20 protein-coding genes are annotated in these 22501 nt (G+C 64.9%); 14 read left to right on the forward strand and 6 right to left on the reverse strand.

Annotated features, from left to right (window positions below; all coding sequences use genetic code 11):
• Window positions 1-11: 11 nt before the first annotated feature.
• The 9 genes from C8J42_RS07760 (at window position 12) to C8J42_RS07800 (ending at window position 9527) form a co-directional block, all read left to right on the forward strand.
• Window positions 12-623: an NADH-quinone oxidoreductase subunit J gene (locus C8J42_RS07760; RefSeq protein WP_056048540.1), complete on the forward strand. Its 612-nt coding sequence runs from the start codon at window positions 12-14 to the stop codon at window positions 621-623.
• Between the two features lie 2 nt (window positions 624-625).
• Window positions 626-928 (forward strand): NADH-quinone oxidoreductase subunit NuoK, encoded by a 303-nt coding sequence (gene nuoK / locus C8J42_RS07765; RefSeq protein WP_175518104.1) that lies wholly within the window; start codon window positions 626-628, stop codon window positions 926-928.
• Window positions 929-933: 5 nt separating this feature from the next.
• Window positions 934-3039, forward strand: coding sequence for an NADH-quinone oxidoreductase subunit L (gene nuoL / locus C8J42_RS07770; RefSeq protein WP_133019529.1), 2106 nt, complete (start codon window positions 934-936; stop codon window positions 3037-3039).
• A complete protein-coding gene (locus C8J42_RS07775) occupies window positions 3039-4574 on the forward strand; it encodes an NADH-quinone oxidoreductase subunit M (RefSeq protein WP_133019530.1) in 1536 nt (511 codons plus the stop codon). The genes nuoL and C8J42_RS07775 overlap by 1 nt, the downstream gene beginning before the upstream one ends.
• Complete coding sequence (gene nuoN / locus C8J42_RS07780) at window positions 4574-6019, forward strand: NADH-quinone oxidoreductase subunit NuoN (protein ID WP_133019531.1); 1446 nt, start codon at window positions 4574-4576, stop codon at window positions 6017-6019. Before C8J42_RS07775 ends, nuoN begins: the two co-directional genes overlap by 1 nt.
• A gap of 2 nt (window positions 6020-6021) precedes the next feature.
• On the forward strand, window positions 6022-6753 hold the full coding sequence (locus tag C8J42_RS07785) for a biotin--[acetyl-CoA-carboxylase] ligase (protein ID WP_133019955.1): 732 nt from the start codon (window positions 6022-6024) through the stop codon (window positions 6751-6753).
• A gap of 10 nt (window positions 6754-6763) precedes the next feature.
• Window positions 6764-7540 carry a type III pantothenate kinase gene (locus tag C8J42_RS07790; protein ID WP_133019532.1) on the forward strand — a complete coding sequence of 259 codons (777 nt, stop codon included), beginning with the start codon at window positions 6764-6766 and terminating at the stop codon, window positions 7538-7540.
• A gap of 63 nt (window positions 7541-7603) precedes the next feature.
• Window positions 7604-9241: a ribonuclease J gene (locus C8J42_RS07795; RefSeq protein ID WP_056048555.1), complete on the forward strand. Its 1638-nt coding sequence runs from the start codon at window positions 7604-7606 to the stop codon at window positions 9239-9241.
• A 4-nt stretch (window positions 9242-9245) separates the two neighbouring features.
• Window positions 9246-9527 (forward strand): DUF1467 family protein, encoded by a 282-nt coding sequence (locus C8J42_RS07800; RefSeq protein WP_133019533.1) that lies wholly within the window; start codon window positions 9246-9248, stop codon window positions 9525-9527.
• Window positions 9528-9676: 149 nt separating this feature from the next.
• On the opposite strand, the gene C8J42_RS07805 is transcribed toward C8J42_RS07800, so the two are convergent.
• Window positions 9677-10456: an SDR family oxidoreductase gene (locus C8J42_RS07805; protein WP_120300086.1), complete on the reverse strand. Its 780-nt coding sequence runs from the start codon at window positions 10454-10456 to the stop codon at window positions 9677-9679.
• Window positions 10457-10554: 98 nt separating this feature from the next.
• The gene (locus C8J42_RS07810) at window positions 10555-12762 is read right to left on the reverse strand and encodes a hypothetical protein (RefSeq protein ID WP_243644183.1); all 2208 of its coding nucleotides are present in this window, start codon (window positions 12760-12762) and stop codon (window positions 10555-10557) included.
• A 389-nt stretch (window positions 12763-13151) separates the two neighbouring features.
• Here C8J42_RS07810 and C8J42_RS07815 point away from each other — a divergent pair, with 389 nt between their 5' ends.
• Genes C8J42_RS07815 through C8J42_RS07825 form a run of 3 tightly spaced genes read left to right on the forward strand, consistent with a single transcriptional unit; the run spans window position 13152 to window position 16791 of the window.
• The gene (locus C8J42_RS07815) at window positions 13152-14267 is read left to right on the forward strand and encodes a hypothetical protein (protein WP_243644185.1); all 1116 of its coding nucleotides are present in this window, start codon (window positions 13152-13154) and stop codon (window positions 14265-14267) included.
• Between the two features lie 35 nt (window positions 14268-14302).
• The gene (locus C8J42_RS07820; protein ID WP_133019535.1) at window positions 14303-15400 is read left to right on the forward strand and encodes a DUF2336 domain-containing protein; all 1098 of its coding nucleotides are present in this window, start codon (window positions 14303-14305) and stop codon (window positions 15398-15400) included.
• Entirely contained in the window at window positions 15397-16791 is a 1395-nt protein-coding gene (locus C8J42_RS07825) for a HAMP domain-containing sensor histidine kinase (protein WP_133019536.1), read from the forward strand. Before C8J42_RS07820 ends, C8J42_RS07825 begins: the two co-directional genes overlap by 4 nt.
• Here the strand turns inward: C8J42_RS07825 and C8J42_RS07830 are convergent.
• The 3 genes from C8J42_RS07830 to gltX are packed head-to-tail and all read right to left on the reverse strand — an operon-like array spanning window position 16753 to window position 19650.
• A complete protein-coding gene (locus C8J42_RS07830) occupies window positions 16753-16956 on the reverse strand; it encodes a hypothetical protein (protein ID WP_056058354.1) in 204 nt (67 codons plus the stop codon). The genes C8J42_RS07825 and C8J42_RS07830 overlap by 39 nt on opposite strands.
• Window positions 16956-18239, reverse strand: a complete 1284-nt coding sequence (locus C8J42_RS07835) for a citrate synthase (RefSeq protein ID WP_056048581.1) — start codon at window positions 18237-18239, stop codon at window positions 16956-16958. The genes C8J42_RS07830 and C8J42_RS07835 overlap by 1 nt, the downstream gene beginning before the upstream one ends.
• 25 nt (window positions 18240-18264) lie before the next feature.
• A complete protein-coding gene (gltX, locus tag C8J42_RS07840) occupies window positions 18265-19650 on the reverse strand; it encodes a glutamate--tRNA ligase (RefSeq protein ID WP_243644187.1) in 1386 nt (461 codons plus the stop codon).
• Between the two features lie 84 nt (window positions 19651-19734).
• Here gltX and C8J42_RS07845 point away from each other — a divergent pair, with 84 nt between their 5' ends.
• Window positions 19735-20760 carry a ComEC/Rec2 family competence protein gene (locus tag C8J42_RS07845; protein WP_243644190.1) on the forward strand — a complete coding sequence of 342 codons (1026 nt, stop codon included), beginning with the start codon at window positions 19735-19737 and terminating at the stop codon, window positions 20758-20760.
• Window positions 20761-20886: 126 nt separating this feature from the next.
• Here the strand turns inward: C8J42_RS07845 and C8J42_RS07850 are convergent, their stop codons facing one another.
• Window positions 20887-21285: a VOC family protein gene (locus C8J42_RS07850; RefSeq protein WP_056418136.1), complete on the reverse strand. Its 399-nt coding sequence runs from the start codon at window positions 21283-21285 to the stop codon at window positions 20887-20889.
• A 319-nt stretch (window positions 21286-21604) separates the two neighbouring features.
• On the opposite strand from C8J42_RS07850, the gene C8J42_RS07855 reads away from it, so the two are divergent.
• A complete protein-coding gene (locus tag C8J42_RS07855) occupies window positions 21605-22405 on the forward strand; it encodes a hypothetical protein (protein WP_133019537.1) in 801 nt (266 codons plus the stop codon).
• Window positions 22406-22501 lie beyond the last annotated feature (96 nt).

Raw genomic sequence — 22501 nt, forward strand, 5'->3', positions numbered from 1 at the left:
GGGCTGCAATCGTGATTCAGGCCTTAGCCTTTTACCTCTTCGCATTCGTCGTCGTCCTGTCGGGCGCTTTGACGATCGCGTCGCGCAACCCGGTCCATTCGGTGATGTGGCTGATCCTCGCGTTCTTCAACGCGGCTGGCCTCATGATCCTTGTCGGTGCCGAGTTCATCGCGATGCTTCTCGTCATCGTCTATGTCGGTGCGGTCGCGGTGCTGTTCCTGTTTGTGGTCATGATGCTCGACATCGACTTCACCGAACTGCGCGCAGGCGTCGCCCGGTATTTCGGGATTGGCCTCGCACTCGCCGTCGCACTCGCCGCTGAAGTGATGATCGCGATCGGCGCGTGGAGCACCGGGCCGATCCAGCTCGCGCGTCGTGCCGCGCCGATCGACGACACCGTGCCCAACATCCAGGCGATCGGTAACCTGCTCTACACGCGCTATCTGTTCGTGTTCGAGGGGGCCGGCTTGGTGTTGCTGGTCGCGATGATCGGGGCGATCGTGCTGACCCACCGCCAGCGTGGCGGCGTCAAGGCGCAGAACATCAGCCGCCAGAACGCGCGTCGTCCGCAGGATGCCACGCGCAACACGAGCCCGGTCGTCGGGCAGGGAGTCGAACTGTGACGATCGGTCTCGTCCATTATCTGGTCGTCGCGGCGATCCTGTTCACGATGGGGGTGCTCGGCATCTTCCTGAACCGCAAGAACCTCATTGTCATCCTGATGGCGATCGAGCTGATCCTGCTGGCGGTGAACATCAATCTCGTCGCATTTTCGGCGTTCCTCCACGATCTCGTTGGACAGGTGTTCGCGATGTTCGTGCTGACGGTCGCCGCGGGTGAAGCCGCGATCGGCCTTGCCATTCTCGTGATCTATTTCCGCGGTCGCGGCACCATCGCGGTCGACGACGTCAACCGGATGAAGGGGTAATACGGTTGATCCAGCTTATCGTCTTCCTGCCGTTACTGGCCGCGATCGTTGCCGGGTTCGGCAATCGCGCGATCGGCAACGTGCCGGCGAAACTCGTCACTACGGCTGCGCTGTTCGCGTCGTGCCTGTTGTCCTGGCCGATCTTCATCGGTTTCCTGTCGGGCACCAGCACGGCCACCGTCGCGCCGCTGCTCGACTTCATCCACTCGGGCGACATGAACGTCGCGTGGTCGTTGCGCGTCGATGCGCTGACCGCGGTGATGCTCGTGGTCGTCACGTCGGTCTCGGCGCTCGTCCACCTGTATAGCTGGGGCTATATGGACGAGGATCCCGACCAGCCGCGCTTCTTCGCGTATCTGTCGCTGTTCACGTTCGCGATGCTGATGCTCGTGACCGCGAACAACCTCGTCCAGATGTTCTTCGGCTGGGAAGGCGTGGGTCTCGCATCCTACCTCCTGATCGGGTTCTGGTTCCGCAAGCCGTCGGCAAGTGCAGCCGCGATCAAGGCGTTCGTCGTCAACCGCGTCGGCGATCTTGGCTTCATGCTCGGCATCTTCGGCACGTTCCTGGTGTTCGGCACGGTCTCGATCCCCGAGATCCTCGCCGCGGCCCCTGGCATGGCGGGCTCGACGCTCGGCTTCCTCGGCTACCGCTTCGACACGATGACGGTGCTCTGCCTGCTGCTGTTCGTCGGTGCGATGGGCAAGTCGGCACAGCTCGGCCTGCACACCTGGTTGCCGGACGCGATGGAAGGCCCGACCCCGGTGTCGGCGCTGATTCACGCGGCGACGATGGTTACGGCCGGCGTGTTCATGGTCTGCCGCCTGTCGCCGATGTTTGAGATGAGCCCGGTCGCGCTGACCGTGGTCACCTCGGTCGGCGCCGCGACCTGTCTGTTCGCGGCGACCTGTGGCCTTGTCCAGACCGACATCAAGCGCGTGATCGCGTATTCGACCTGCTCGCAGCTCGGCTACATGTTCTTCGCGGCCGGTGTCGGCGCGTACGGCGCGGCGATGTTCCACCTCTTCACGCACGCGTTCTTCAAGGCGCTGTTGTTCCTCGGCGCCGGCTCGGTCATCCATGCGATGCACCACGAGCAGGATATGCGCTATTATGGCGGCCTGCGTAAGAAGATCCCGGTGACGTTCTGGGCGATGATGGCGGGTACGCTCGCCATCACCGGCGTCGGCATCCCCGGCATCTTCGGCAACACCGCGATCGGTTTTGCAGGCTTCCACTCGAAGGACGCGATCATCGAGGCGAGCTGGGCTGCGGGTCAACCGGGCGTGTGGTTCGTCGGCGTGCTCGTCGCGTTGCTGACCAGCTTCTATTCGTGGCGCGTGATGTTCCTGACCTTCTGGGGCAAGCCACGCTGGGCCGCATCGGAGCACATCCAGCATGCGCTCCACGACGCCCATGGCCATGACGACCACGCGCATGACGCGCATCATGCGGACGATCACCATGGCAACCCGGCGCAGGCCGAGGACGCCGGGCATGCGCCGCACGATCATCACGATGCGCAACATGCGCCGGCCGAAGGCGACGGTGGGTATCACCCGCACGAGAGCCCGCTGCCGATGCTGATCCCGCTGATCGTCCTGTCGATCGGTGCGGTTCTCGCCGGCTTCGTGTTCCACGGCTTCTTCATCGAGCCGACCGCGGGCGATGAGTTCTGGAAGGGCGCACTCGCGTTCCGCGAACATCTGATGCACGAGATGCACGGCGTGCCGTTGCTGATCAAGCTGTCGGCGACGATCGCGATGCTGCTCGGCCTGCTGACCGCCTGGTACGCCTATATCAAGGCACCGACGTTCCCGGCCAAGGTCGTCGAACAGTTCGGCGTGCTCTACGACTTCCTGCTGCACAAGTGGTATTTCGACGAGCTGTACGACCTGATCTTCGTTCGCCCGGCGTTCGCGATCGGCCGTTTCCTGTGGCACCGCGGCGACGAGAAGACGATCAACCGGTTCGGGCCAGACGGCGCGACCTGGGTCGTCCAGATCGGCAGCCGCGTGGCCAACCGCTTCCAGACGGGATACCTCTACACCTATGCCTTCGTCATGCTGATCGGGCTGACCGCAGCCGTAACCTGGGCGATCGGACTGTAATGACCGGCTTTCCTATCCTCTCCGTCCTGATCGCGGTCCCGATGATCGCGGCCGTCGTGTGCCTGTTCGTCTCGGCGAACACTGCGCGGATGCTGGCGCTGGCGGCGACGCTGATCGACTTCGTCCTCGGCATCATGCTGTGGATGAACTACGACATCGGCGGCGCGCAGTGGCAGTTCGTCGAGCATGCCCCGGGCATCTTCGGTCCGTTCGGCTGGTCGCTCGGCATCGACGGCTTCGCGCTGATGCTGATCATGCTCAGCGTGTTCCTGATGCCGATCTGCATTGGCGCCAGCTGGCGCTCGATCACGACGCGCGTGCCCGAATACATGGCGGCGTTCCTGTTCACCGAAGTGTTGATGATCGGCACCTTCGCGGCGCAGGACCTGTTCCTGTTCTACGTGTTCTTCGAGGCCGGCCTGATCCCGATGTACCTGATCATCGGCATCTGGGGCGGCGCGAACCGGATCTACGCGTCGTACAAGTTCTTCCTGTACACGCTGCTCGGCTCGGTCCTGATGTTCATCGCGATGTTGTACATGGCGAAGACCGCGGGCACGACCAGCATCCCGGCGCTGATGAACTACGATTTCCCGGCGCACGTGCAGACGTGGCTGTGGCTGGCGTTCTTCGCATCGTTCGCGGTCAAGATGCCGATGTGGCCGGTTCACACCTGGTTGCCCGACGCGCACGTCCAGGCGCCGACCGCAGGCTCGGTGATCCTGGCGGGCGTGCTGCTGAAGCTCGGCGGATACGGCTTCCTCCGCTTCCTGCTGCCGATGTTCCCCGAAGCCTCGGGCCAGTTGACCTGGCTGATCTTCGGCCTGTCGGCGGTCGCGGTGATCTACACGTCGCTCGTCGCGCTCGTGCAGTCGGACATGAAGAAGCTGATCGCCTATTCGTCGGTGGCGCACATGGCGATCGTCACGATCGGCCTGTTCGCATTCAACCGGCAGGGCATCGAGGGCGCGATGATCATGATGCTGAGCCACGGCCTGGTATCGGGTGCATTGTTCCTGTGCGTCGGCGTGATCTACGACCAGCTCCATACCCGCGAGATCTCGCGCTATGGCGGCCTTGCGATCAACATGCCGAAGTATGCGATCTTCTTCCTGTTCTTCACGATGGCCTCGATTGGCCTGCCGGGCACCAGCGGCTTCGTCGCCGAGTTCCTGTCGCTGATGGGCACGTATCAGGTCTCGACCTGGACCGCTTTGCTCTGCACGACGAGCATCATCCTGGGCGCCGCGTACATGCTGTTCCTGTACCGTCGCGTCGTGTTCGGCGAGATCAAGTCGGATGACGTTCGTGCGATGGTCGACCTGTCGGGCCGCGAGATGTGGCTGCTCGCACCGATTGCAGCCGTCGTGCTGTGGATGGGCGTGTATCCCGAGAGCTTCCTGGCACCGATGCGCAAGGACGTGGGCGTGCTTCTCGCCCGTGTCGACCGCGCCAAGCCTGCCAACGATTCCAACCCAACTGCGGGGAAGCCCGCCGCAACCGTCCATAGTGCCGCGCACGGGGAGGCACACTGATGGATTACGCTGCTAACATCGCAATGACGCTGCCCGAACTGGTGCTTGCGTTGGGTGCGATCGCCCTGATGCTCGTCTCGGCCTGGGGCGGGGACAAGTCCACGCGCGCCGTCTCCATCGCCGCCGTCTTCGTGCTGGTCGGGGCAGGGATCGCATTGGTCGGTCCGGCGTCGTCGGGTGGCTATGCGTTCGACGGCCTGTACCGCGCGGACGCGTTCGGCGCGTTCGCCAAGGTGCTGATCTACATCGCCTCGGCGGTCGCGATCGTCATGGCGCCGAGGTTCTTCGCGCGGACGCACGGCGACGATCTGCGTCCGGAATATCCGGTGCTGGTCCTGCTGTCGGCGTGCGGCATGGGGATCATGGTCTCGGCCACCGACATGCTGACGCTGTATGTCGGTCTCGAACTCCAGAGCCTTGCGGCATACGTCCTTGCGAGCTTCATGCGGCGCGACGGGCGTTCGGCGGAAGCCGGCTTGAAGTATTTCGTGCTCGGCGCGCTTGCCAGCGGCATCCTGCTGTACGGCATCTCGCTGGTCTACGGGTTCAGCGGCACGACGTTGTTCTCGGGCATCTCGGAAGCCTATGCAGGCACGAAGTCGCTCGGCCTGCTGTTCGGTCTGGTGTTCGTGTTCGCTGGCCTCGCCTTCAAGATCAGCGCCGTGCCGTTCCACATGTGGACGCCCGACGTGTACGAGGGCGCACCTACCCCGGTCACCGCGTTCTTCGCGTCCGCCCCGAAAGTCGCGGCGCTTGCGCTCAGCGTGCGCGTGGCGGTCGATGCGATGGGCCCGGCAACCGACCAGTGGCGCCAGATCGTGATCTTCGCGGCGCTCGCCTCGATCATCCTCGGTGCGGTCGCCGCGATCGGCCAGACCAACATCAAGCGCCTGCTGGCGTACTCGTCGATCAACAATGTCGGCTTCGCGCTGATCGGTCTGGCAGCCGGGACGCCGGAGGGCGTGTCGGGCGTGCTGATGTACCTGACGATCTACGTCGCGATGACGCTGGGCTCGTTCCTGGTGGTGTTGCAGATGCGTGGTGACGACGGGCAGCCGGTCGAGACGATCGACAGTCTCGCCGGCATGTCGCGGACCCGGCCTGCGTTGGCGGCGGCACTCGCGATCTTCATGTTCAGCCTCGCCGGCATCCCGCCGCTGTTCGGCTTCTACGCGAAGTTCGCGGTGTTCAGCGCAGCGGTCGACGCCGGGCTGTTCCCGCTGGCAGTGGTCGGCATCGCCGCCTCGGTGATCGGCGCGTATTATTACCTGCGTGTCGTCAAGACGATGTACTTTGACGACCCCGCTCCGGCGTTCGCGCCGATGGAGAGCAAGGTCGAGGGTGGCCTGATCGCCATCGCCGCGGTGTTCGTGTCGCCAGCCGGCTACCTCCTCATCCCCGTGCTCGGCGCGTGGACGATGGCGGCCGCACGGGCGTTGTTCTGAGCATCATCCGCACCGTCGCGGAGACAGGATCGACCAACGCCGACCTGCTGGAGCTTGCACGCGGCGGTGCCGAGGACGGTCTCTGGCTGCGTGCGATCCGACAGACGGCGGGGCGGGGGCGGCTCGGGCGGGAGTGGTCGTCACCCGAGGGTAACCTCTACGCGAGCACGCTCGTCCGGTTGCGACCTAACGATCCGCCAGCCGCCAGCCTAGCGCTGGTCGCCGCGGTCGCCTTGCAGGAAACGGTGTCAACGTTTCTCGTCGCGGGGATCTGCCAGGGCACGACCGATGCGAGCGAGACGCTTGTCCTGAAATGGCCGAACGACCTGTTGCTGGCGGATGCCAAGCTGTCGGGTATCCTGCTCGAACGCGCGGACAATGCGGTGATCGTCGGCTACGGCGTCAACATCGCGCATCATCCCGATTTGCCCGACCGTGCGACGACGGATCTCGCCGCGCACGGCGTGGTCGTCGAACCGGCGATGTTCCTCGACATCCTCGCCGACAGCTTCGCGCGCTGGATCGGCCGTTGGCGCACCGAGGGCATCGCCCCCGTCCGCGAGCGCTGGGTCGATTGCGCGCACCCGGCGGGCACAGCGTTGACCGCGCGGCTCCCCGATGGCACCGGGATCGACGGCCTGTTCGTCGGGCTCGACACCGACGGCGCGCTGATCCTCCGCTTGGCGTCTGGCGAACGGCGTGTCATTCACGCTGCCGACGTCTTCCTGCTTTGAGGCCCCGCTGATGCTGCTCGCGATCGATGCCGGCAATACCAATGTCGTGTTCGCGCTCGTCGAAAGCGGCGAAATCGTCGCACGCTGGCGGATCGCGACCGATCCCCGGCGGACGGCGGACGAGTATGCGGTGTGGTTGAGCCAGTTGATGCAGCTTGGGGGGCATGATCGTAACGCGGTCGAGGGCGTAATAGTCGCCACCGTCGTCCCGCGCGCGCTGCACAACCTTCAGGTGCTCGCGTCGAAATACTTCAACACCGAAGCGCTGATCGCGGGCCACGCTCCGGTCGAATGGGGCATCTCTATCGACGTCGACGAGCCTGCGTCGCTCGGTGCCGACCGTGCAGTCAACACGATCGCCGCGCACGCGCTGCATCCCGGCGATCTGATCGTGATCGATTTCGGCACCGCAACCACGTTCGACGTCGTCGACTATAGCGGCGCGTACAAGGGCGGGATCATTGCGCCGGGGATCAACCTGTCGCTTGACGCACTGGTCACCGCCGCGGCGAAACTCCCGCGGATCGCGATCGAGGCGCCGAGCGATACAAGCGTGATCGGGCTCAACACCGTCTCGCAGATGCACATCGGCATCTATTGGGGCTATGTCGCGATGATCGAGGGGCTGGTCGCGCGGATGAAGCGCGAGATCGGCCGTCCCGTGAAGGTCGTCGCCACTGGCGGGCTTGCTACATTATTCGAGAAACAGACCGACGTGTTCGACGTCATCGAAGCCGACCTGACGATCCAGGGGCTGGCGATGATGTGGGATCGTCACCATATCTAGGGCCATTGGGCTCGCGCCGACCGGCCTGCGGGCCATATTCCTGTATAATCCTGAAAGTAATCAATGACTCCGAAGAACGAACTCCTTTTCTGTGGCCTTGGCGGCTCCGGCGAAATCGGCATGAACGTCAACCTGTACGGCTGCCAGGGCAAGTGGGTGATGGTCGATCTCGGCATCACCTTCGCCGATCCGCAATATCCCGGCGTCGACGTGATCTTGCCCGACCTGTCCTTCATCGAAGACCGGATCGACGACCTGCTCGGCATCGTCATCACCCACGGCCATGAGGATCATATCGGCTCGCTGCCGTATCTCGCCGAAGACCTCGGCGTGCCGATCTACGCGACACCGTTCACGATGGGCCTGATCCGCGGCAAGCTCGAGGAAGAGGGCATCGCCAACCGCGTGAAGCTCAAGATGATCCCGATGGGCGGCAATTTCCAGCTCGGGCCGTTCGGCTTCACCTTCGTCGAGATGTCGCATTCGATCCCCGAGGCGAACGCGCTGCTGATCGACACGCCTTATGGTCGCGTGTTCCACACCGGCGACTGGAAGCTCGACAAGAACCCGGTGATCGGCAACCCGACCACGCCCGAAGGCTTCATGGCGATCGGCGACAAGGGCGTCGACGTGCTGGTCTGCGATTCGACCAACATCTTCAACACCACCGCTTCCGGCAGCGAGAGCACCGTGCGGAAGGGTCTGTTCGAGGAGGTCAGCAAGGCCAAGGGCCGCGTGATGATCACCAGCTTCGCGTCGAACGCTGCGCGTCTGCACACGTTCGGCGAAGTCGCGAAGGAAACCGGGCGCAAGCTGTGCGTCACCGGGCGTTCGCTCGACCGGATCATCAAGGTCGCGCGCGCGACGGGCTATCTGAAGGATTTCCCCGACACGATCAGCCCCGACGAAGCGATGCGCCTGCCCAAGAACAAGGTGCTGATCATCGCCACCGGCGGCCAGGGCGAGGAGCGCGCGGCGCTCGCACGTGTCGCCAATGGCCAGCACACGATCACGCTCGACGCCGACGACACGGTGATCTTCTCGTCGAAGCAGATCCCGGGCAACGAGGTCCAGATCGGTCGCATCCAGAACACGCTGGCGGCCAAGGGCATCCGGATGATCACCGAGCGCCAGGCACACGTCCATGTCTCGGGTCACCCGGGTCAGCCGGAACTCGCGCAGATGTACGACTGGCTGCGGCCCGAGGTGCTGGTGCCGACACACGGCGAGATGCGCCACATGATGGAGCATGCGCGCTTCGGCCTCGAGCAGGGCATTCCGCGCGCAATCGTGCAGAGCAACGGCGACATCATCCGCCTCGCGCCCAAGGGCCCGGCGAAAATCGGCAATGCGACGGTCGGGCGTCTGGTGCTCGACGGCGACGTGATCCTGCCGGCGGACGGCGCGACGCTGAGCGAGCGGCGCAAGCTGGCGATTAACGGCCAGATTTCGGTTGGTGTCGCGCTCGGCAAGGACGGCCGGATGGTCGGCCAGCCGCAAGTCCGCGTGCAGGGTGTGCCGGTCGAGGAAGACCGTGCGGCGTTTATCGCCGATGCGGTCCAGGCGGCCGCGGACACGGTACGCGGCGGCAAGCGCGAGAGTGAGAAGATGCGCGAGCAGATCCGTCTCGCGGTGCGCAAGGTCGCCAAGCGCTGGACCGGCAAGCAGCCGATCGTTGACGTGCTGCTGATCGAGGGCTGAGTCGATGCGCTGGACCTCGGCACTCGCGATCTATGTCCTGTTCTGGTCGTTCTCGGTGTTCCTGGTCCTGCCATTCGGCGTGAAGACGACGCGTGAGGTCGGGGGCGAACACGTCCCCGGCCAGACCGAAAGCGCGCCGCATGAGTTTCGGTCGGGGCGGACGGCGTGGCGGGTGACCGTGGTGGCGACGGTGTTGTTCGTGCTGTTCCAGCTGAATTATTCTTACGGGTGGATTACGCCGCAGAGCGTCGACCTGTTCGATCGTGGCAACATGGTCACGCGCTGAGGGGCGACCCCACGATCCTCCCCCGCAAGGGGGAGGTGGCTGGTTCTTGCCAGACGGAGGGGGAGGAAGGGGTAACCTCTGTTCCGTGTCCCCCCTCCGTCACCTTCGGTGCCACCTCCCCCTAGCGGGGGAGGATTACGATGTTGCCGTTACCCCGGCGACGCGGCTGAGCCAGCCAACAACCCGCCATCGATATTGATCTCGGTCCCCGTAATATACGTCGCCTCGCCCGACGCGAGCATCACCGCCACCGCGGCGACCTCCTCCGGCATCCCGAACCGCTTCAACGGCGTATCGGCCACCAGCGCCGCCATCCGCGCCTCGCGGTCCGGTCCGTCCCCGAGCATAGGCTCCCAGATTGGTGTCAGGATCGCTGCCGGGTGCACCGAGTTACAGCGGATCTTCCACCCCTGCTGCGCGCAATACAGCGCCACCGTCTTGCTATGATTGCGGATCGCCGCCTTCGACGAGGCATAGGCCGCGGCGAGGGGAATGCCGACCAGCCCCGACCGCGACGAGATGTTGATGATCGACCCCGTGCCCGCTGCTTTCATCGCACCGATTGCATAGCGGCAGCCGAGGAACGTGCCATCGAGATTGACCGCATGGACCGCGCGCCAGTCCGACAAGGTCGCGTGCTCGGGATCATGCGCGACCATGCCGTGCTCGAAACCCGTTACGCCAGCATTGTTGACGACCACATCGGCCGCCGGAACGACCGCCGCCAGGCGCTGCCAATCCGCCTCTTCGCGGACGTCGAGCTTTTCGAACCGGCAACCGATGGCCATCGCAGTCTCGGCGCCGGTGGTTTCGTCGACGTCGGTGAGGATGACGATGGCGCCTTCGATATGGAAGCGCTCGGCGATCGCGCGGCCGATGCCACGTGCTGCGCCGGTGACGACGCAAATCTTGGTGTTCAGTCTGGGCATGTAAGCCTGGAATATGAGTCCGGTCGGCGGATTGCTCCGCTGGCGAAGGCCGCTTTAGCGGTGACGCTGGATCATTTCGAATTCCTATGCAGCTCGTCTCAGCGCAGGCGTTCGATTGCCTGCGCCAGTGCCACGTACAGCTTGCCCATGTCGGATGAGAGCAACGTCACCCCGAGTGGCGAGCCGTCGCGTTGCGTCAGGATCGTGCGGAGCATCGCTTCGAAGTCGTGGATGTAGCGGTTGACCATCTCGCGGAAGGTCTCATCCTCGTCGTACAGACCCGCGATCTCACGGACTTCGCTGGCGTCCAGGATACGGACGGCGCGACGCGTGAAGACGCCGCGGTCGCCTTTCAGGTATGCGCCCCAGGCACTGTCGGAGATTTCGGGTGCGATCGCCTTGGTGATGTCGATCGACGCGGAGTTGAGCGATTCGATCAGCAGAGAGACGCGGCGCGCGAAGGTGTCCTGGTCGGCGTCCTCGCGCTCGGTGCGGGCTTCCTGGAGCCGCGTTTCGACGATCGCGGTCTGGTCGACGATCGCCTGGACTTCGCGCGCGAGGCGTTCGGTCGCGCCGGTGGCGGCGTCGACCGCGGCACCGGTCGCGTCGGTGAGCGCCTTAACCTGGCGTTCGACGGTGTCGTTGGTCGCGCGGCGCATCGCGTCGGCGCTGGCGGCTTCGAGTGCGGCTGCGGCTTCGGGTATGACCTTCGACAGCGTCTCGCGCGCCTTGTCGGCGGCGACCGCGGCGGTCTCGCGGACGCGGTGGAGGGCCTCGATCAACTGCGGCGCGGCGTCTTCGGCGAAATGCTGCGTCCGGCCGATCGCCTCATCGACCATGTGACCGAGCGCATCGGCCTTCGCGCGGCCGGTGTTGAGCGTATTGAGTAGGTCGGTCGACAGCGTGTCGAGCACATGGCGCTGTTCGCCGATGACCCCGGCGATCGCTTCGATCGCGTCGTGCGTGCTCTCCGCGGCAGTGACGAGCGCGAGCAGTTCGGGGCGCGCCGAAACGACGATGCTCTTGCTGGCGAGCACCTGCGTATCGAGGCGGCCGAGTGCGGCTGGCATCGTTTCGTCGATTTCGCGCGCGGCAGAGTCGAGGGCAACGAGCAGTGTTTCGGTCGTCGCGATCGTCCGGTGCGCCATGTCGTCGCCGGCCCGCAGCGCTTCGGTCATCGCGTCGGCGGAGCCGCCGAGCGCGCCGATCGATGCGGCGAGGTCCTGGGTGCGCTCGGTGCCGTGGCGATGAAGCAGTTCGATCCGTGCCTCGACTTCGCCGAGTCCGGTGTGAAGATCGTCGACGATCCGGTCGCCGGCGCTGCGTTGCAGGTCGAGGCGGATCGCGACGCGTTCGATCGCGTCCTCCACGCTGGCGATCCGCTTGGCGAGCGCTTCGGCGCTGTCGCGGGCGGCGCTGTCGAGTGCGGCCTGGTTCGCGCCGACCATCGCCAGCATCGCGTCACCCTGCGCGGCAATGCCGCGGCGTGACAAGTCCACCGCGTCGGCGGTGCGGTTGAGCAGTGCGTCGACCGCGGCGGACATGCCGTCGGTGACCGATTCGAGATGTGCGCCGGCGGTCTGGCTGGTCGCCTCCATGCGGACGATGTGTGCGGCTAGGCGCTGCGCGGCGCCGCTGGCCATCGCGTCGGCATCGCGGCCACGTTCGGCCAGCGCGACGATCTGCGCGTCGAGGGCGGCGGCATGTTCGCTCGCAGACAGCCCGGTGCGTTCGAGACGCTTGGCGACGTCGTCGATATCTGCCTGCGCGCGGGGCAGAGTGGCGATCAGGACGCCGAGGCTGGTCTGCGCGCCGGCCGTCGAGGTCGCGAGGTTGCGCGCGTGCGCCGCGGCCTGGTCGATCTCGGAGACCATACCGCGACCGATCGCCGCGAGCTGTTCGGTCGCGCCGCCGCCCATCGCCATCAACGCGTTCAATTGTTCGGCGAGGTGCTGGCGGTTGGCGTCGATCGTGTTCGACAAGGCGGCGACGGTGCGTTCGAGGCTGGCGGCCTCGTCGCGCATCGCCTGCGCGGTGATGCCGAACCGGTGCGCCTCGCTACGGCTGGTCCGCATCGCGAGCAGCCAGACGATACCGATCAGCGCCGGGATAACGCAGAGCGCGGCGATGAACTGGACTAAAGCAACCGGCTCGATCGTCGCGAGCGAACCGCGCGCGAGCCACAGCATCGCCGCCAGCCAGATAACCACGACGGCAACCGCGATACCTACGTAAAGGTGTGCGCGGTCGGGCGCAGGGTCTTGATAAACCTCATCGAAGCCCGTTTCTGTGACGGTGTCGGACATGTTTTCTATCACTGGATCCATCACGATATCCGCGCGAATGGGATGGGCATTGCCTGCCGACGCGCGAAACCCGATCATTGACGAACCCCCGTTCATGAACTGCGGAAGTATCATGAATTGCAGCGGGACAAAACGGATGATGCGATCCTTGCGCGTTCATCCGTCCGGTAAGCAGGGCGGCACGGCTTACGATCCGGCGACCATAAGGTTAGGTACCGTACGACGCGCGGTTTCGTGCCTGCACGCCGAGCCGAGCCTTGGCGCAGGGCGGTTCGGCCGAACGCGGGCTTTGCAGGACGGCGCGTACCGCCTAACAGCCTGCGATGCTTGCCGGCCTATTATTTGCAATTCATGATGCCGACGATCGCCCCGATCGTCTTGCTGCGACCTTGCCCTTCAGCGGTGTGACGCTGATCGAGTATCAGGCGCGGTTGCTGATCGCCGCCGGCGTTTCGCAGATCATCATCGTCGTCGCGCGCATGACACCCGAATTGCTCGGGGCGATCAACCGCATCGGACGACGCGGCGTGAGCGTCGATACGGTACGATCCGCGATGGAAGCTGGCGAGAAACTTCACCCGCTGGCACCGGTGCTCATGCTCGGCGACGGGCTCGTCACCACCGACGCGATCGTCAAGGCGATGGCGGTCGAAGATGGCGACTGCCTGCTCGTCGTCCCCGAGAGCGACGCAGGGCCGGGGTTCGAGCGTGTCGGCGGGCAAATGGCGTGGGCCGGCGTCGCTCGGCTGAGTTCGAGCCGGATCGCCGAAGTCGCGGGCCTGCCGCAGGATTACGATCTCCAGTCATCGCTGTTGCGGTTCGCAGTGCAGTCGCGCGCGACGCACGTGCTGCTGCCGACCGACGCGGTGCGCGGTGGGCATGGGATCGAGCGTCAGGCGCGGACGCTGGAAGAGCGCGGGCGCGCGGTGCTGATGACGATCGTGTCGGGGCGGCGCGGCTGGTTCGACCGCTTCGTTCTCGCACCGATCGCGCGGCTCGCATTGCCGCTGCTGGTCGATCGTGGTGCGGCGGGCACGACGGTCGGGGCGGCAGGCGCTGCGCTGGGCGTGGCCGGATTGGTGACGATCGGCTTCGGGCTGCCGTCGATCGGCCTGGTCCTGTCGCTCGTAGGATGCATAGCCTTGGCGCTCGGCTCGGTGCTCAGCGGACTTCGCGACGATGCGCCGATGGCCCGTGGGCAGACCTTCGCGATCGGCGGCGTGGCTGCGGCATCGATCCTGGTCTTCGCGTTTTTCGTCAGTGGCTATGCAGGGAACAACACCGCATTGGCGATCGGTACCGCGCTCGTCGCGATCGGCGCGCTAGCGGAACGCGCCATACTCGAGCGCGAACGGCAGATGTGGTGGGGAAGTCCGGCGGCCTATCTGTTGATCGTCGCGCTGTTCGCGATCCTGGGGTTCCCGGTGTTCGGGCTCGGCTTGACCGCGGTGTATGCGACCGCGACGCTGGCGGTCGTCATCGAACGACTTCGCCGAACGCCTTAGGCGGACCTTAACGTCCGGAGGCTAAGCACGGGATCATGTCGGTCGATCCAGACCCAGTGCGTGACGTCGTGTCGCCCTATGATCCCGTTGCGCGAGCGGAGGATGCACGCCTGCGCGCGGACGCGCGGCTGACCGGAACGATCGCGGATTTCTTTCTCGACGCCGACGCACGGCTCGACGACCGAACGCGGCTGATGCTCGCGCAAGTGCTCGGCGCGATCGTCGGGGCGATCGAATGGGACATCCGCCGACATGCCGCGCGACTGCTGGCGGGTGGCGGCGCGACGCAGGCCGGCGAGGCGATGTTGAAGGCCGGGGCGGGCGGCGTTCTCGATCGTCTTACGCGGGCGGGATTGCTTCGCGACGAAGAATTGATGGACGAACTGATCGCGCGCGTACGCCATGACCTGATCGCCGCGTCGTTGCCGGTGGAGGTCGCGGAACCCGACGAAGCGAGCTTGCTGGTACGGCTGGCCGGGGTGCCGGACAGCGTGGTGGCATCGGCGGCGTCTGCATTGCTGGCAGCGGAAAGCCGGCGGCGGGTGGCGAACGAGCAGGGATCGGTCGGCGGCAGCGAGTTGCCCGCCGAACTGCATCATCGGCTCGTCTGGTGGGTGGCGGCGGCCGTGCGCGATGGCTTGAAGTCCGTCACGCGCGAGAGCGACCGGGCGATCACCGATGCGGCACAGCGCAGTCTCGCGGCACATGACGAAGGCGAGCGGCCCGATGCGGTGGCGACGCGGCTCGCCGGTGCGCTCGATGCGCGACCGAATGAATTGCCCGCGGTACTGGTCGAATCGATTGGCGACCGGCGGCTGTCCTTGTTCGTCGCGGTGCTGGCGCATGCAATCGGCATCGCGTTCGATCAGGCGCGGGCGATCACGCTCGATCCGGAGGGCGATCGGTTGTGGCTCGCATTGCGCGCGATCGATCTCGACCGGCCGACAATCGCACGGATCGGGCTGGCGCTGTCGGAGGCGGATCCGCGACGGGATATCGAGGCGTTTGCGGATGCGCTCGACGCGATCGTGTCGGTCAGGGTCGAGGATGCGCGTGCGTCGCTTGCACCGTTGGCACTGAACCGCGATTTTCGGATGGCGTTGCGCGCGCTGGCGCGTACGGATCGGCTATGAGCGTGTTCGACCCTTCGATCGAAAGTCCGATTGCGCACGCGATCGTCGCGCCCGACGGCTCGCTGTCGTTTGCGGACCCGGCGCTGGTTGCGCTCAACCAGCGGGCGGGCGGGATGCGCGGTGCGCCACTCGCGGTGCCGCAGCTTGCGACGATCGCACGGCTCGCGCGTCGGCTGGGGATCGTCGTGTCGCGCGGCGTGGTCGTCGCGGACGACGAAACGGATGTAGACCTTTGGGTACGGGCTCAGCCGGATGGTGAGAACGTGCGGCTGACGGTGAGCGGCTGGCGCGAGATCGCGGCGTGGCGGCCGGCGCGACCGTCGCCGGATACGCAGGACGATTTCCACGGCAGCGACACGGATTGGCGGTGGGAGACGGATTCCGCGCTGCGGCTGACGTTCGTCACGCTCGATGCAGGGCCTAAGCACGGGTTCGACGCCTTCGCGCTGCTCGGCCAACCGCTGACGGCGATGTTCTCGCTGGATACCGGTGTGGATGGGGCTTTGCCGATCCTCGATTCTCTTGCCCGGCGACGCCCGATGACGGCGCAACCGGCACGGCTGCGGAGTTCCGGACGCGCGGTGACGTTGACGGCCAATGTTCGACACGATGCGGCGGGCGACTTTGCGGGGTTCGTTGGCGCTGCACGCATGGTAGTCGAAGACGCGCCACCCCCTGCTGCCTCGCCCGAGACACTGTCGCCGACCTTTACGAGCGGACTCGACAAGGCATTGCGGGTTCCGCTCGCGCGTATCGTCGCCAATGCCGACAGCATCAATGCGCAGGCGGATGGTCCGGTGCAGGGCGATTATGCGGATTACGCCGCGGATATCGCCAGTGCCGGACGGCATCTGCTCGAACTGGTCGATGACCTCGTCGATCTCCAGGCCGTCGAGCGGCCCGATTTTTCACTCGTGCCCGAGCCGATCGACCTTGCCGATGTAGCGCGACGGGCGGCCGGGCTGTTGTCGGTGCGCGCGGCGAACGCAGGCGTCACGATCACGCGCCCGGCGTTGGACGTGCGCGTTCCGGCGCTCGGCGATTTCCGTCGCGTGTTGCAGGTTCTGGTCAATCTCGTCGGCAACGCGGTGCGCTATTCGCCGCGCGGGGCGCAGGTGATCGTCACGGTAACGCGGACGCAGACCCACGCGGTCGTCGTGGTGGCGGACAAGGGCAAGGGCGTCGCGCCCGAGGACCAGGTGCGGATTTTCGAGAAGTTCGAGCGGGTCGATCCGTCGGAGGCCGGCGGTAACGGGCTCGGCCTGTACATCGCACGGCGTCTCGCGCGGGCGATGCAGGGGGATCTTGGAATCGAGAGCGCGCCCGGCGAAGGCGCGCGGTTCGTGCTGACGTTACCGGCGGATCCGACGCGCCACCAGGATCAGCGCTAGGCCGAACGCGGCGAGGAATGCGCCGCGATCCGCCCATGGCCGCTGGTCGAGCATGAAGCTCGACTGCGGCCAGTGGACGTATCCGAGCCCCTGACCGATCCAGAGCAGACCCATCAGCGCGCAGAGCACGCCGACGACCATCAGGATCGGCCGGAGCGTCTTCATCAGCGTGACGCCATCGGGACGTAGTCACGCGCAGTCGGGCCGCTGTACAGCTGACGCGGACGGCCGATCTTCTGGTCGGGATCGGTGATCATCTCGTTCCACTGCGCGACCCAGCCGACAGTGCGGGCGAGCGCGAAGAGGACGGTGAACATCGACGTCGGGAAGCCGATCGCCGACAGGATCACGCCCGAATAGAAATCGACGTTCGGGAACAGCTTCTTCTCGATGAAGTACGGATCGCTGAGCGCCAGACGCTCGAGCTCGATCGCGACGTCGAACACGGGGTCGGTGACGCCCAGCTCGCCGAGCACTTCCTTGACGGTCGTCTGCATGACGGCGGCACGCGGATCGTAGTTCTTGTAGACGCGGTGACCGAAGCCCATCAGGCGGAACGGATCGTTCTTGTCCTTGGCGCGGGCGATGTACTCGGGGATCCGGTCGACGGTGCCGATCTCATGCAGCATGTTGAGCGCGGCTTCGTTGGCGCCGCCATGCGCGGGGCCCCACAGGCAGGCGATGCCGGCCGCGATGCACGCGAACGGGTTGGCGCCCGACGAACCGGCGAGACGGACGGTCGAGGTCGACGCGTTCTGCTCGTGATCGGCGTGGAGGATGAAGATGCGATCCATCGCCTTTTCGACGATCGGGTTCACGACGTACTTCTCGGCCGGCACGCCGAACGTCATCTTCAGGAAATTGCCGGTGTAGCTCAGCGTGTTGTCCGGATACACAAACGGCTGGCCGACGCTGTACTTGTACGCCATCGCGGCGATCGTCGGCATCTTGGCGATCAGGCGGTGCGACGCGATCACGCGCTGGGCCGGATCGTGGATGTCGGTCGAATCGTGATAGAAGGCCGACAGCGCGCCGACGACACCGCACAGGATCGCCATCGGATGCGCGTCGCGGCGGAAGCCACGGAAGAACTGCGCGAGCTGCTCGTGCACCATCGTGTGGCGCGTGATCGTGTTGGAGAAGTTCGCCAGCTCGTCTTCGCTCGGCAGTTCGCCGTTGAGCAGCAGGTACGCGACTTCCATAAAGTTCGACTGCTCGGCCAGCTCGCCGATCGTGTAGCCGCGGTGCAGCAGCGTGCCCGCGTCACCATCGATATAGGTCAGCTTCGACTGGCACGACGCCGTCGAGGTGAAGCCCGGATCATAGGTAAAATTGTCCGTCTGCGCGTACAGCTTGCGGATATCGATGACATCGGGTCCGACCGTACCGGACATCACCGGATACTCGAAATCCTTGCCGTCGACCTTGAGGGTTGCGGTCTCGCTCATGCTTGTATCCTTCCTCGAAATCTTATCAGCTAGCCATCCGGTCGGCGATCCGTCCCAGGCTCTCGTCGCGCCCGAGCAGGTCGAGCACATCGAAGATCCCCGGCGACGTCTTGCGTCCCGTCAGCGCGGCGCGAAGCGGCTGTGCGACCTGGCCGAGCTTGACGCCCCGCGCTTCGGCCACGCGCCGTACCGCGCCTTCGAGCGCCTCCGTATCCCACGTGGCGAGCGCGTCAAGTTCGGCATGGGCATTGACCAAAATCGCACTCGCTTCACCTTGTAAAAGGCTCGCTGCGGCGTCGTCCATCGCCAAGGGACGCTGGCTGAACAGGAAATTCGAGCCTTCGGCCAACTCGTTCAGGTTTGCGGCACGTGGCTTCAGAACGGGCATCGCGCGAGTCAGAAGATCCAGTCCGCCGGTCGGGAGGTCGTGGCCGAGGCGATCAGCGGCGAGCTGCGCGAGGCGCGCGTCGTCGGCTTCTCGGATGTAGTGGCCGTTCAGGTTCTCTAGTTTCTTCAGGTCGAAGCGCGACGGCGACTTGCCGACGCCCGACAGATCGAACCATTCGACCGCCTGCTCGCGGCTGATGATCTCGTCGTCGCCGTGACCCCAGCCGAGCCGGAGCAGGTAGTTGTCGAACGCCTCGGGCAGGATACCCATCTCGTCGCGGTATGCCTCGATGCCGACCGCGCCGTGACGCTTCGACAGCTTGGCACCGTCGGGGCCGTGGATCAGCGGGATGTGCGCGTAGATAGGCTCGGGCCAGTTCATGGCTCGGTAGATCGGCAACTGGCGGAACGCGTTGTTGAGGTGATCGTCGCCGCGGATGACGTGCGTGACGCCCATGTCGTGATCGTCGACGACGACCGCGAGCATGTAGGTCGGCGTGCCGTCCGAACGGAGGAGGACGAGGTCGTCGATCTCTTCGTTCTTGACCGTGACCGCGCCCTGGACACGGTCCTCGATGGTGACGGCACCTTCCTGCGGCGCGCGCAAGCGGACGACGTGGGGAAGGTTCGGCGCTTCGCTCTCGGGGCGATCGCGCCACGGGCTGCGGATGCGCAACGGCTTCTTCGCGGCCTGTGCCTCGGCGCGCATCGCGGCGATCTCGTCGTTGGTCATATAGCAGCGATAGGCGTGGCCGTTCGCGACCATCTCGTGCGCGACCTGTGCGTGACGCTCGGCACCCGCGAACTGCATGACGACGTCGCCGTCCCAGTCGAGCCCGAGCCAGCGCATCCCGTCGATGATCGCGTCGATTGCTGGCTGGGTCGAGCGGACCCGGTCGGTATCCTCGATCCGCAGCAGGAATTTACCCCCGTTTGCTTTTGCGAACAGCCAGTTGAACAGCGCGGTGCGCGCGCCGCCAAGATGCAGGAACCCCGTCGGCGACGGGGCGAAACGGGTAACCACGGGTGCGGCCGAAGCGGCGGTGCCCGTATCAGATATTGCGCCCAACCGCGGGTGCTCCCAGACTGATGAAACGATGGAGAAACGATGGCCATGACAGCCGTCGCCGCCCCTAGCATGCGTCCTTGGCGGCGACAAATGGGCGTGCCGCGATGGGGGGCTGTCGTCGGGCTGGCTGTGGAACGCTGGCTCGAGGCGGAGCGCGACCAGTTGGTGTTGTGGCTGCCGGTGATGCTGGGTGGCGGGATAGCGCTGTGGTTTGCGCTGCCGGACCCGGCGGCGTGGTGCTTGGTGATATTGGTGTTGCTGGCGAGCGGGCTGGCGTGTCTGGCGGTGGGGCAGGGTGGCCGTGCGGCGCGGTCTTTGGCGATCGGGTTGCTGACGGCGGCGCTGGGGCTCGGGCTTATCTGGGCTCGATCAGAGTCGGTGGCCCGGCCGGTGTTGGGCGGACCGACGATCGCGAGTTTCTCGGCCAAGGTGGAGGCGATCGAACCGCTGGTTGCGCGCAAGCTGGTCCGGCTAACGCTGCTGCAGATCGGGAAGGGAGTGGAGACCGACGGGCAACCGGTCGCCCTGCCATACCGTGTCCGCGTCAATCTGGCAGAAGCGGATGCGCCGAAGTCGCTGGGAACGGGAGCGGTCGTGCATCTGCGGGCCCGGCTGATGCCGCCGCCGCTGCCCGCGGTTCCGGGCGCCTACGATTTCGCCCGAGTTGCTTGGTTCGGCGGGATCGGAGCGACAGGAAGAGGTTTCGCACCGGTGGTTGTGACGACGCCGAGCGAGTCGGGAGCCGGCATCCGCGTCGCGCTGTCGCACCACATCGTATCGCGTCTGGACGGCAGCGCGGGCGGGATCGCCGCAGCCCTCGCGACTGGCGACGTCGGCGCGATCAGCGAAGAGGATTCGGAGGCGATGCGCCGCGCTGGCCTCGCGCATCTGCTGTCGGTGAGCGGATTGCATATTACGGCTGCGGTAGCCGCGACGATGCTGATCGTGTTGCGTCTGCTGGCGCTAAGTCCTTGGCTGGCACTGCACGCGCGCTTGCCTCTGATCGCTGCGCTGGCGGGAGCGGGGGCGGCGATCGGCTATACGTTGCTGACCCGTGCGTTATAGGAGTCAAACTTTTATTTTTGGCAGATTTGCGCGGCCACTGAATGTCCGGGATTGGAGGAAAGCGGGTCTTCGCGGGATCGCATGACCGGGTCCGCTATCGACAGAAGCGGACCCGTATCGAACGAATCAGGCAGGAAAATGAATTCCGCACAATTTGTTGCCGTCGGGGTCACGAAAATAGGCCAGCTCGATGGTGCCCATGGAGGCAGTTTCGCGCGGTCCCGGCGGAGCTTCTATCGAGGTCCCGCCAGCGGCAACGGCGGTATCGTGAAGCTGCTTCACCTGTTCGGGCGAGTCGCAGGAAAAGGCAACGGTGCTGCCGTTAGCGACGCTTGCCGGTTCGTCGTTGATCGGCTGGCTGACGATGAAGTTGGTTCCGTTACCATTGTTGTAGATCAGACGGGTATGGCCGCTGTCGGCGATGTTCCGCGTTCCTTCGCCTGCACCCAGGGTGGCGAGCACCGTGTCGTAGAAGCGCTTTGACCGTTCGATGTCATTCGATCCGACCATGGTGTGAAAAAGCACAGACACTCTCCTGAAGGCTGATCGACTTTCGATCGCTATTAGCAGTCTCACCTAACTGGCGCGTAACCCGCAGTCACCCCGGCCCGTGGAATGTCCGCAAGTGGGCGTCAGCGGACGTTCGAGAAAATCGCGCGGCAGTAGGCTACGGCTACAACGCCCTAACCCGCGCGTTATAGGAGTCAAACTCTGATTTTATGTGCGCCGCCTTTACCGTGGGCGCACGTCCGAAGCCGGGACTTGATCCAAAATCGACTAAAATTGAAGCTGGTCTGCTAAGGCATGGTGTCTACACTGCGACCCAAATTACCGGGGGCGTTTGATGACTGAGTGGACTATTAGCTTTAGAGGTTTGGATGCTGACCGGGGCCACCTCGAAGCCTTAGCAGGTATTGAAAGTGCTGCTGGTATTGCGCGGGCGTTGACGTTGATCGGTCACTACGCTGCCACCGGGGCAGTCCGGCATAGGTTCCCCTTTGACGACACCGTGAAGTTCTATCTTGAGGGAACGGAGGAGGGCAGCTTCAATTGGAAGTTGGTGGCTACTGTCGGCGGCCCCCTAGCTCTCGGCCTGGCCACAAACGCCATCTATGATCTATCGAAACTCACTATGAGCAAGGCAATAGGCGAAGAGCCGACGTCTATCAGCCAGCCGGTGGAACAACTGAACGAGTCGAGAAGCGGTGACATTGATGCGCTTGTTGAGGCCATCGAGCCTGCGCTGAAAAAAGCGCATTATGGAATTGGGGAGACCGCCGCCGAGATTGTCATCCAAGAAACCAAAACGAAGAAGGTCGTTGTACGATTCAATAGCGAGTCCAAGAGCTACTTAATGGACAGCCTTGAGGCTGACGACGGCACGCAGGATGTCGCGATTTCGGCGTTGAACGTAAACGACAAGACGGGTCGCGCATACTTCCTCGATCTGAAGCGAACGATACCGTTTCGAGTTTCGAAGGAAGCCGATCCAAAAACCGTCAGCGTTCTATCTGCGGGGATTGATCGATACGCGAATCGTATTCCTGCTCCGATACGCATCACCTTCTCCAGAGTAGAGGCAGTCGATGGGCGTCTAAAGCGCATCGTGATTTTCAAGGCAGAGGATGTGTCCGACGAACTGTGATCGTCGGCATCGACTGCTATTCACCGACTCGTGCGTTATAGGGGGCAAGCCTCAGCTTGGACGGTGTTTAGTCGCTCCGAGCTTTCGCCTGCCTGT

This window comes from Sphingomonas sp. PP-CE-1A-559 (assembly GCF_004340965.1).
GTDB lineage: Bacteria > Pseudomonadota > Alphaproteobacteria > Sphingomonadales > Sphingomonadaceae > Sphingomonas.

What these genes read in the sequence shown, in the direction of transcription:
- C8J42_RS07835 (WP_056048581.1), bottom strand. Translation starts at nt 18,239, where the DNA reads ATGAGCGAGACCGCAACCCTCAAGGTCGACGGCAAGGATTTCGAGTAT.
- C8J42_RS07825 (WP_133019536.1), top strand. Translation starts at nt 15,397, where the DNA reads ATGAGCGTGTTCGACCCTTCGATCGAAAGTCCGATTGCGCACGCGATC.
- C8J42_RS07800 (WP_133019533.1), top strand. Translation starts at nt 9,246, where the DNA reads ATGCGCTGGACCTCGGCACTCGCGATCTATGTCCTGTTCTGGTCGTTC.
- C8J42_RS07805 (WP_120300086.1), bottom strand. Translation starts at nt 10,456, where the DNA reads ATGCCCAGACTGAACACCAAGATTTGCGTCGTCACCGGCGCAGCACGT.
- C8J42_RS07795 (WP_056048555.1), top strand. Translation starts at nt 7,604, where the DNA reads ATGACTCCGAAGAACGAACTCCTTTTCTGTGGCCTTGGCGGCTCCGGC.
- nuoN (WP_133019531.1), top strand. Translation starts at nt 4,574, where the DNA reads ATGGATTACGCTGCTAACATCGCAATGACGCTGCCCGAACTGGTGCTT.
- C8J42_RS07855 (WP_133019537.1), top strand. Translation starts at nt 21,605, where the DNA reads ATGACTGAGTGGACTATTAGCTTTAGAGGTTTGGATGCTGACCGGGGC.
- C8J42_RS07820 (WP_133019535.1), top strand. Translation starts at nt 14,303, where the DNA reads ATGTCGGTCGATCCAGACCCAGTGCGTGACGTCGTGTCGCCCTATGAT.
- C8J42_RS07775 (WP_133019530.1), top strand. Translation starts at nt 3,039, where the DNA reads ATGACCGGCTTTCCTATCCTCTCCGTCCTGATCGCGGTCCCGATGATC.
- C8J42_RS07845 (WP_243644190.1), top strand. Translation starts at nt 19,735, where the DNA reads ATGGCCATGACAGCCGTCGCCGCCCCTAGCATGCGTCCTTGGCGGCGA.
- C8J42_RS07790 (WP_133019532.1), top strand. Translation starts at nt 6,764, where the DNA reads ATGCTGCTCGCGATCGATGCCGGCAATACCAATGTCGTGTTCGCGCTC.
- C8J42_RS07810 (WP_243644183.1), bottom strand. Translation starts at nt 12,762, where the DNA reads ATGTCCGACACCGTCACAGAAACGGGCTTCGATGAGGTTTATCAAGAC.
- C8J42_RS07830 (WP_056058354.1), bottom strand. Translation starts at nt 16,956, where the DNA reads ATGAAGACGCTCCGGCCGATCCTGATGGTCGTCGGCGTGCTCTGCGCG.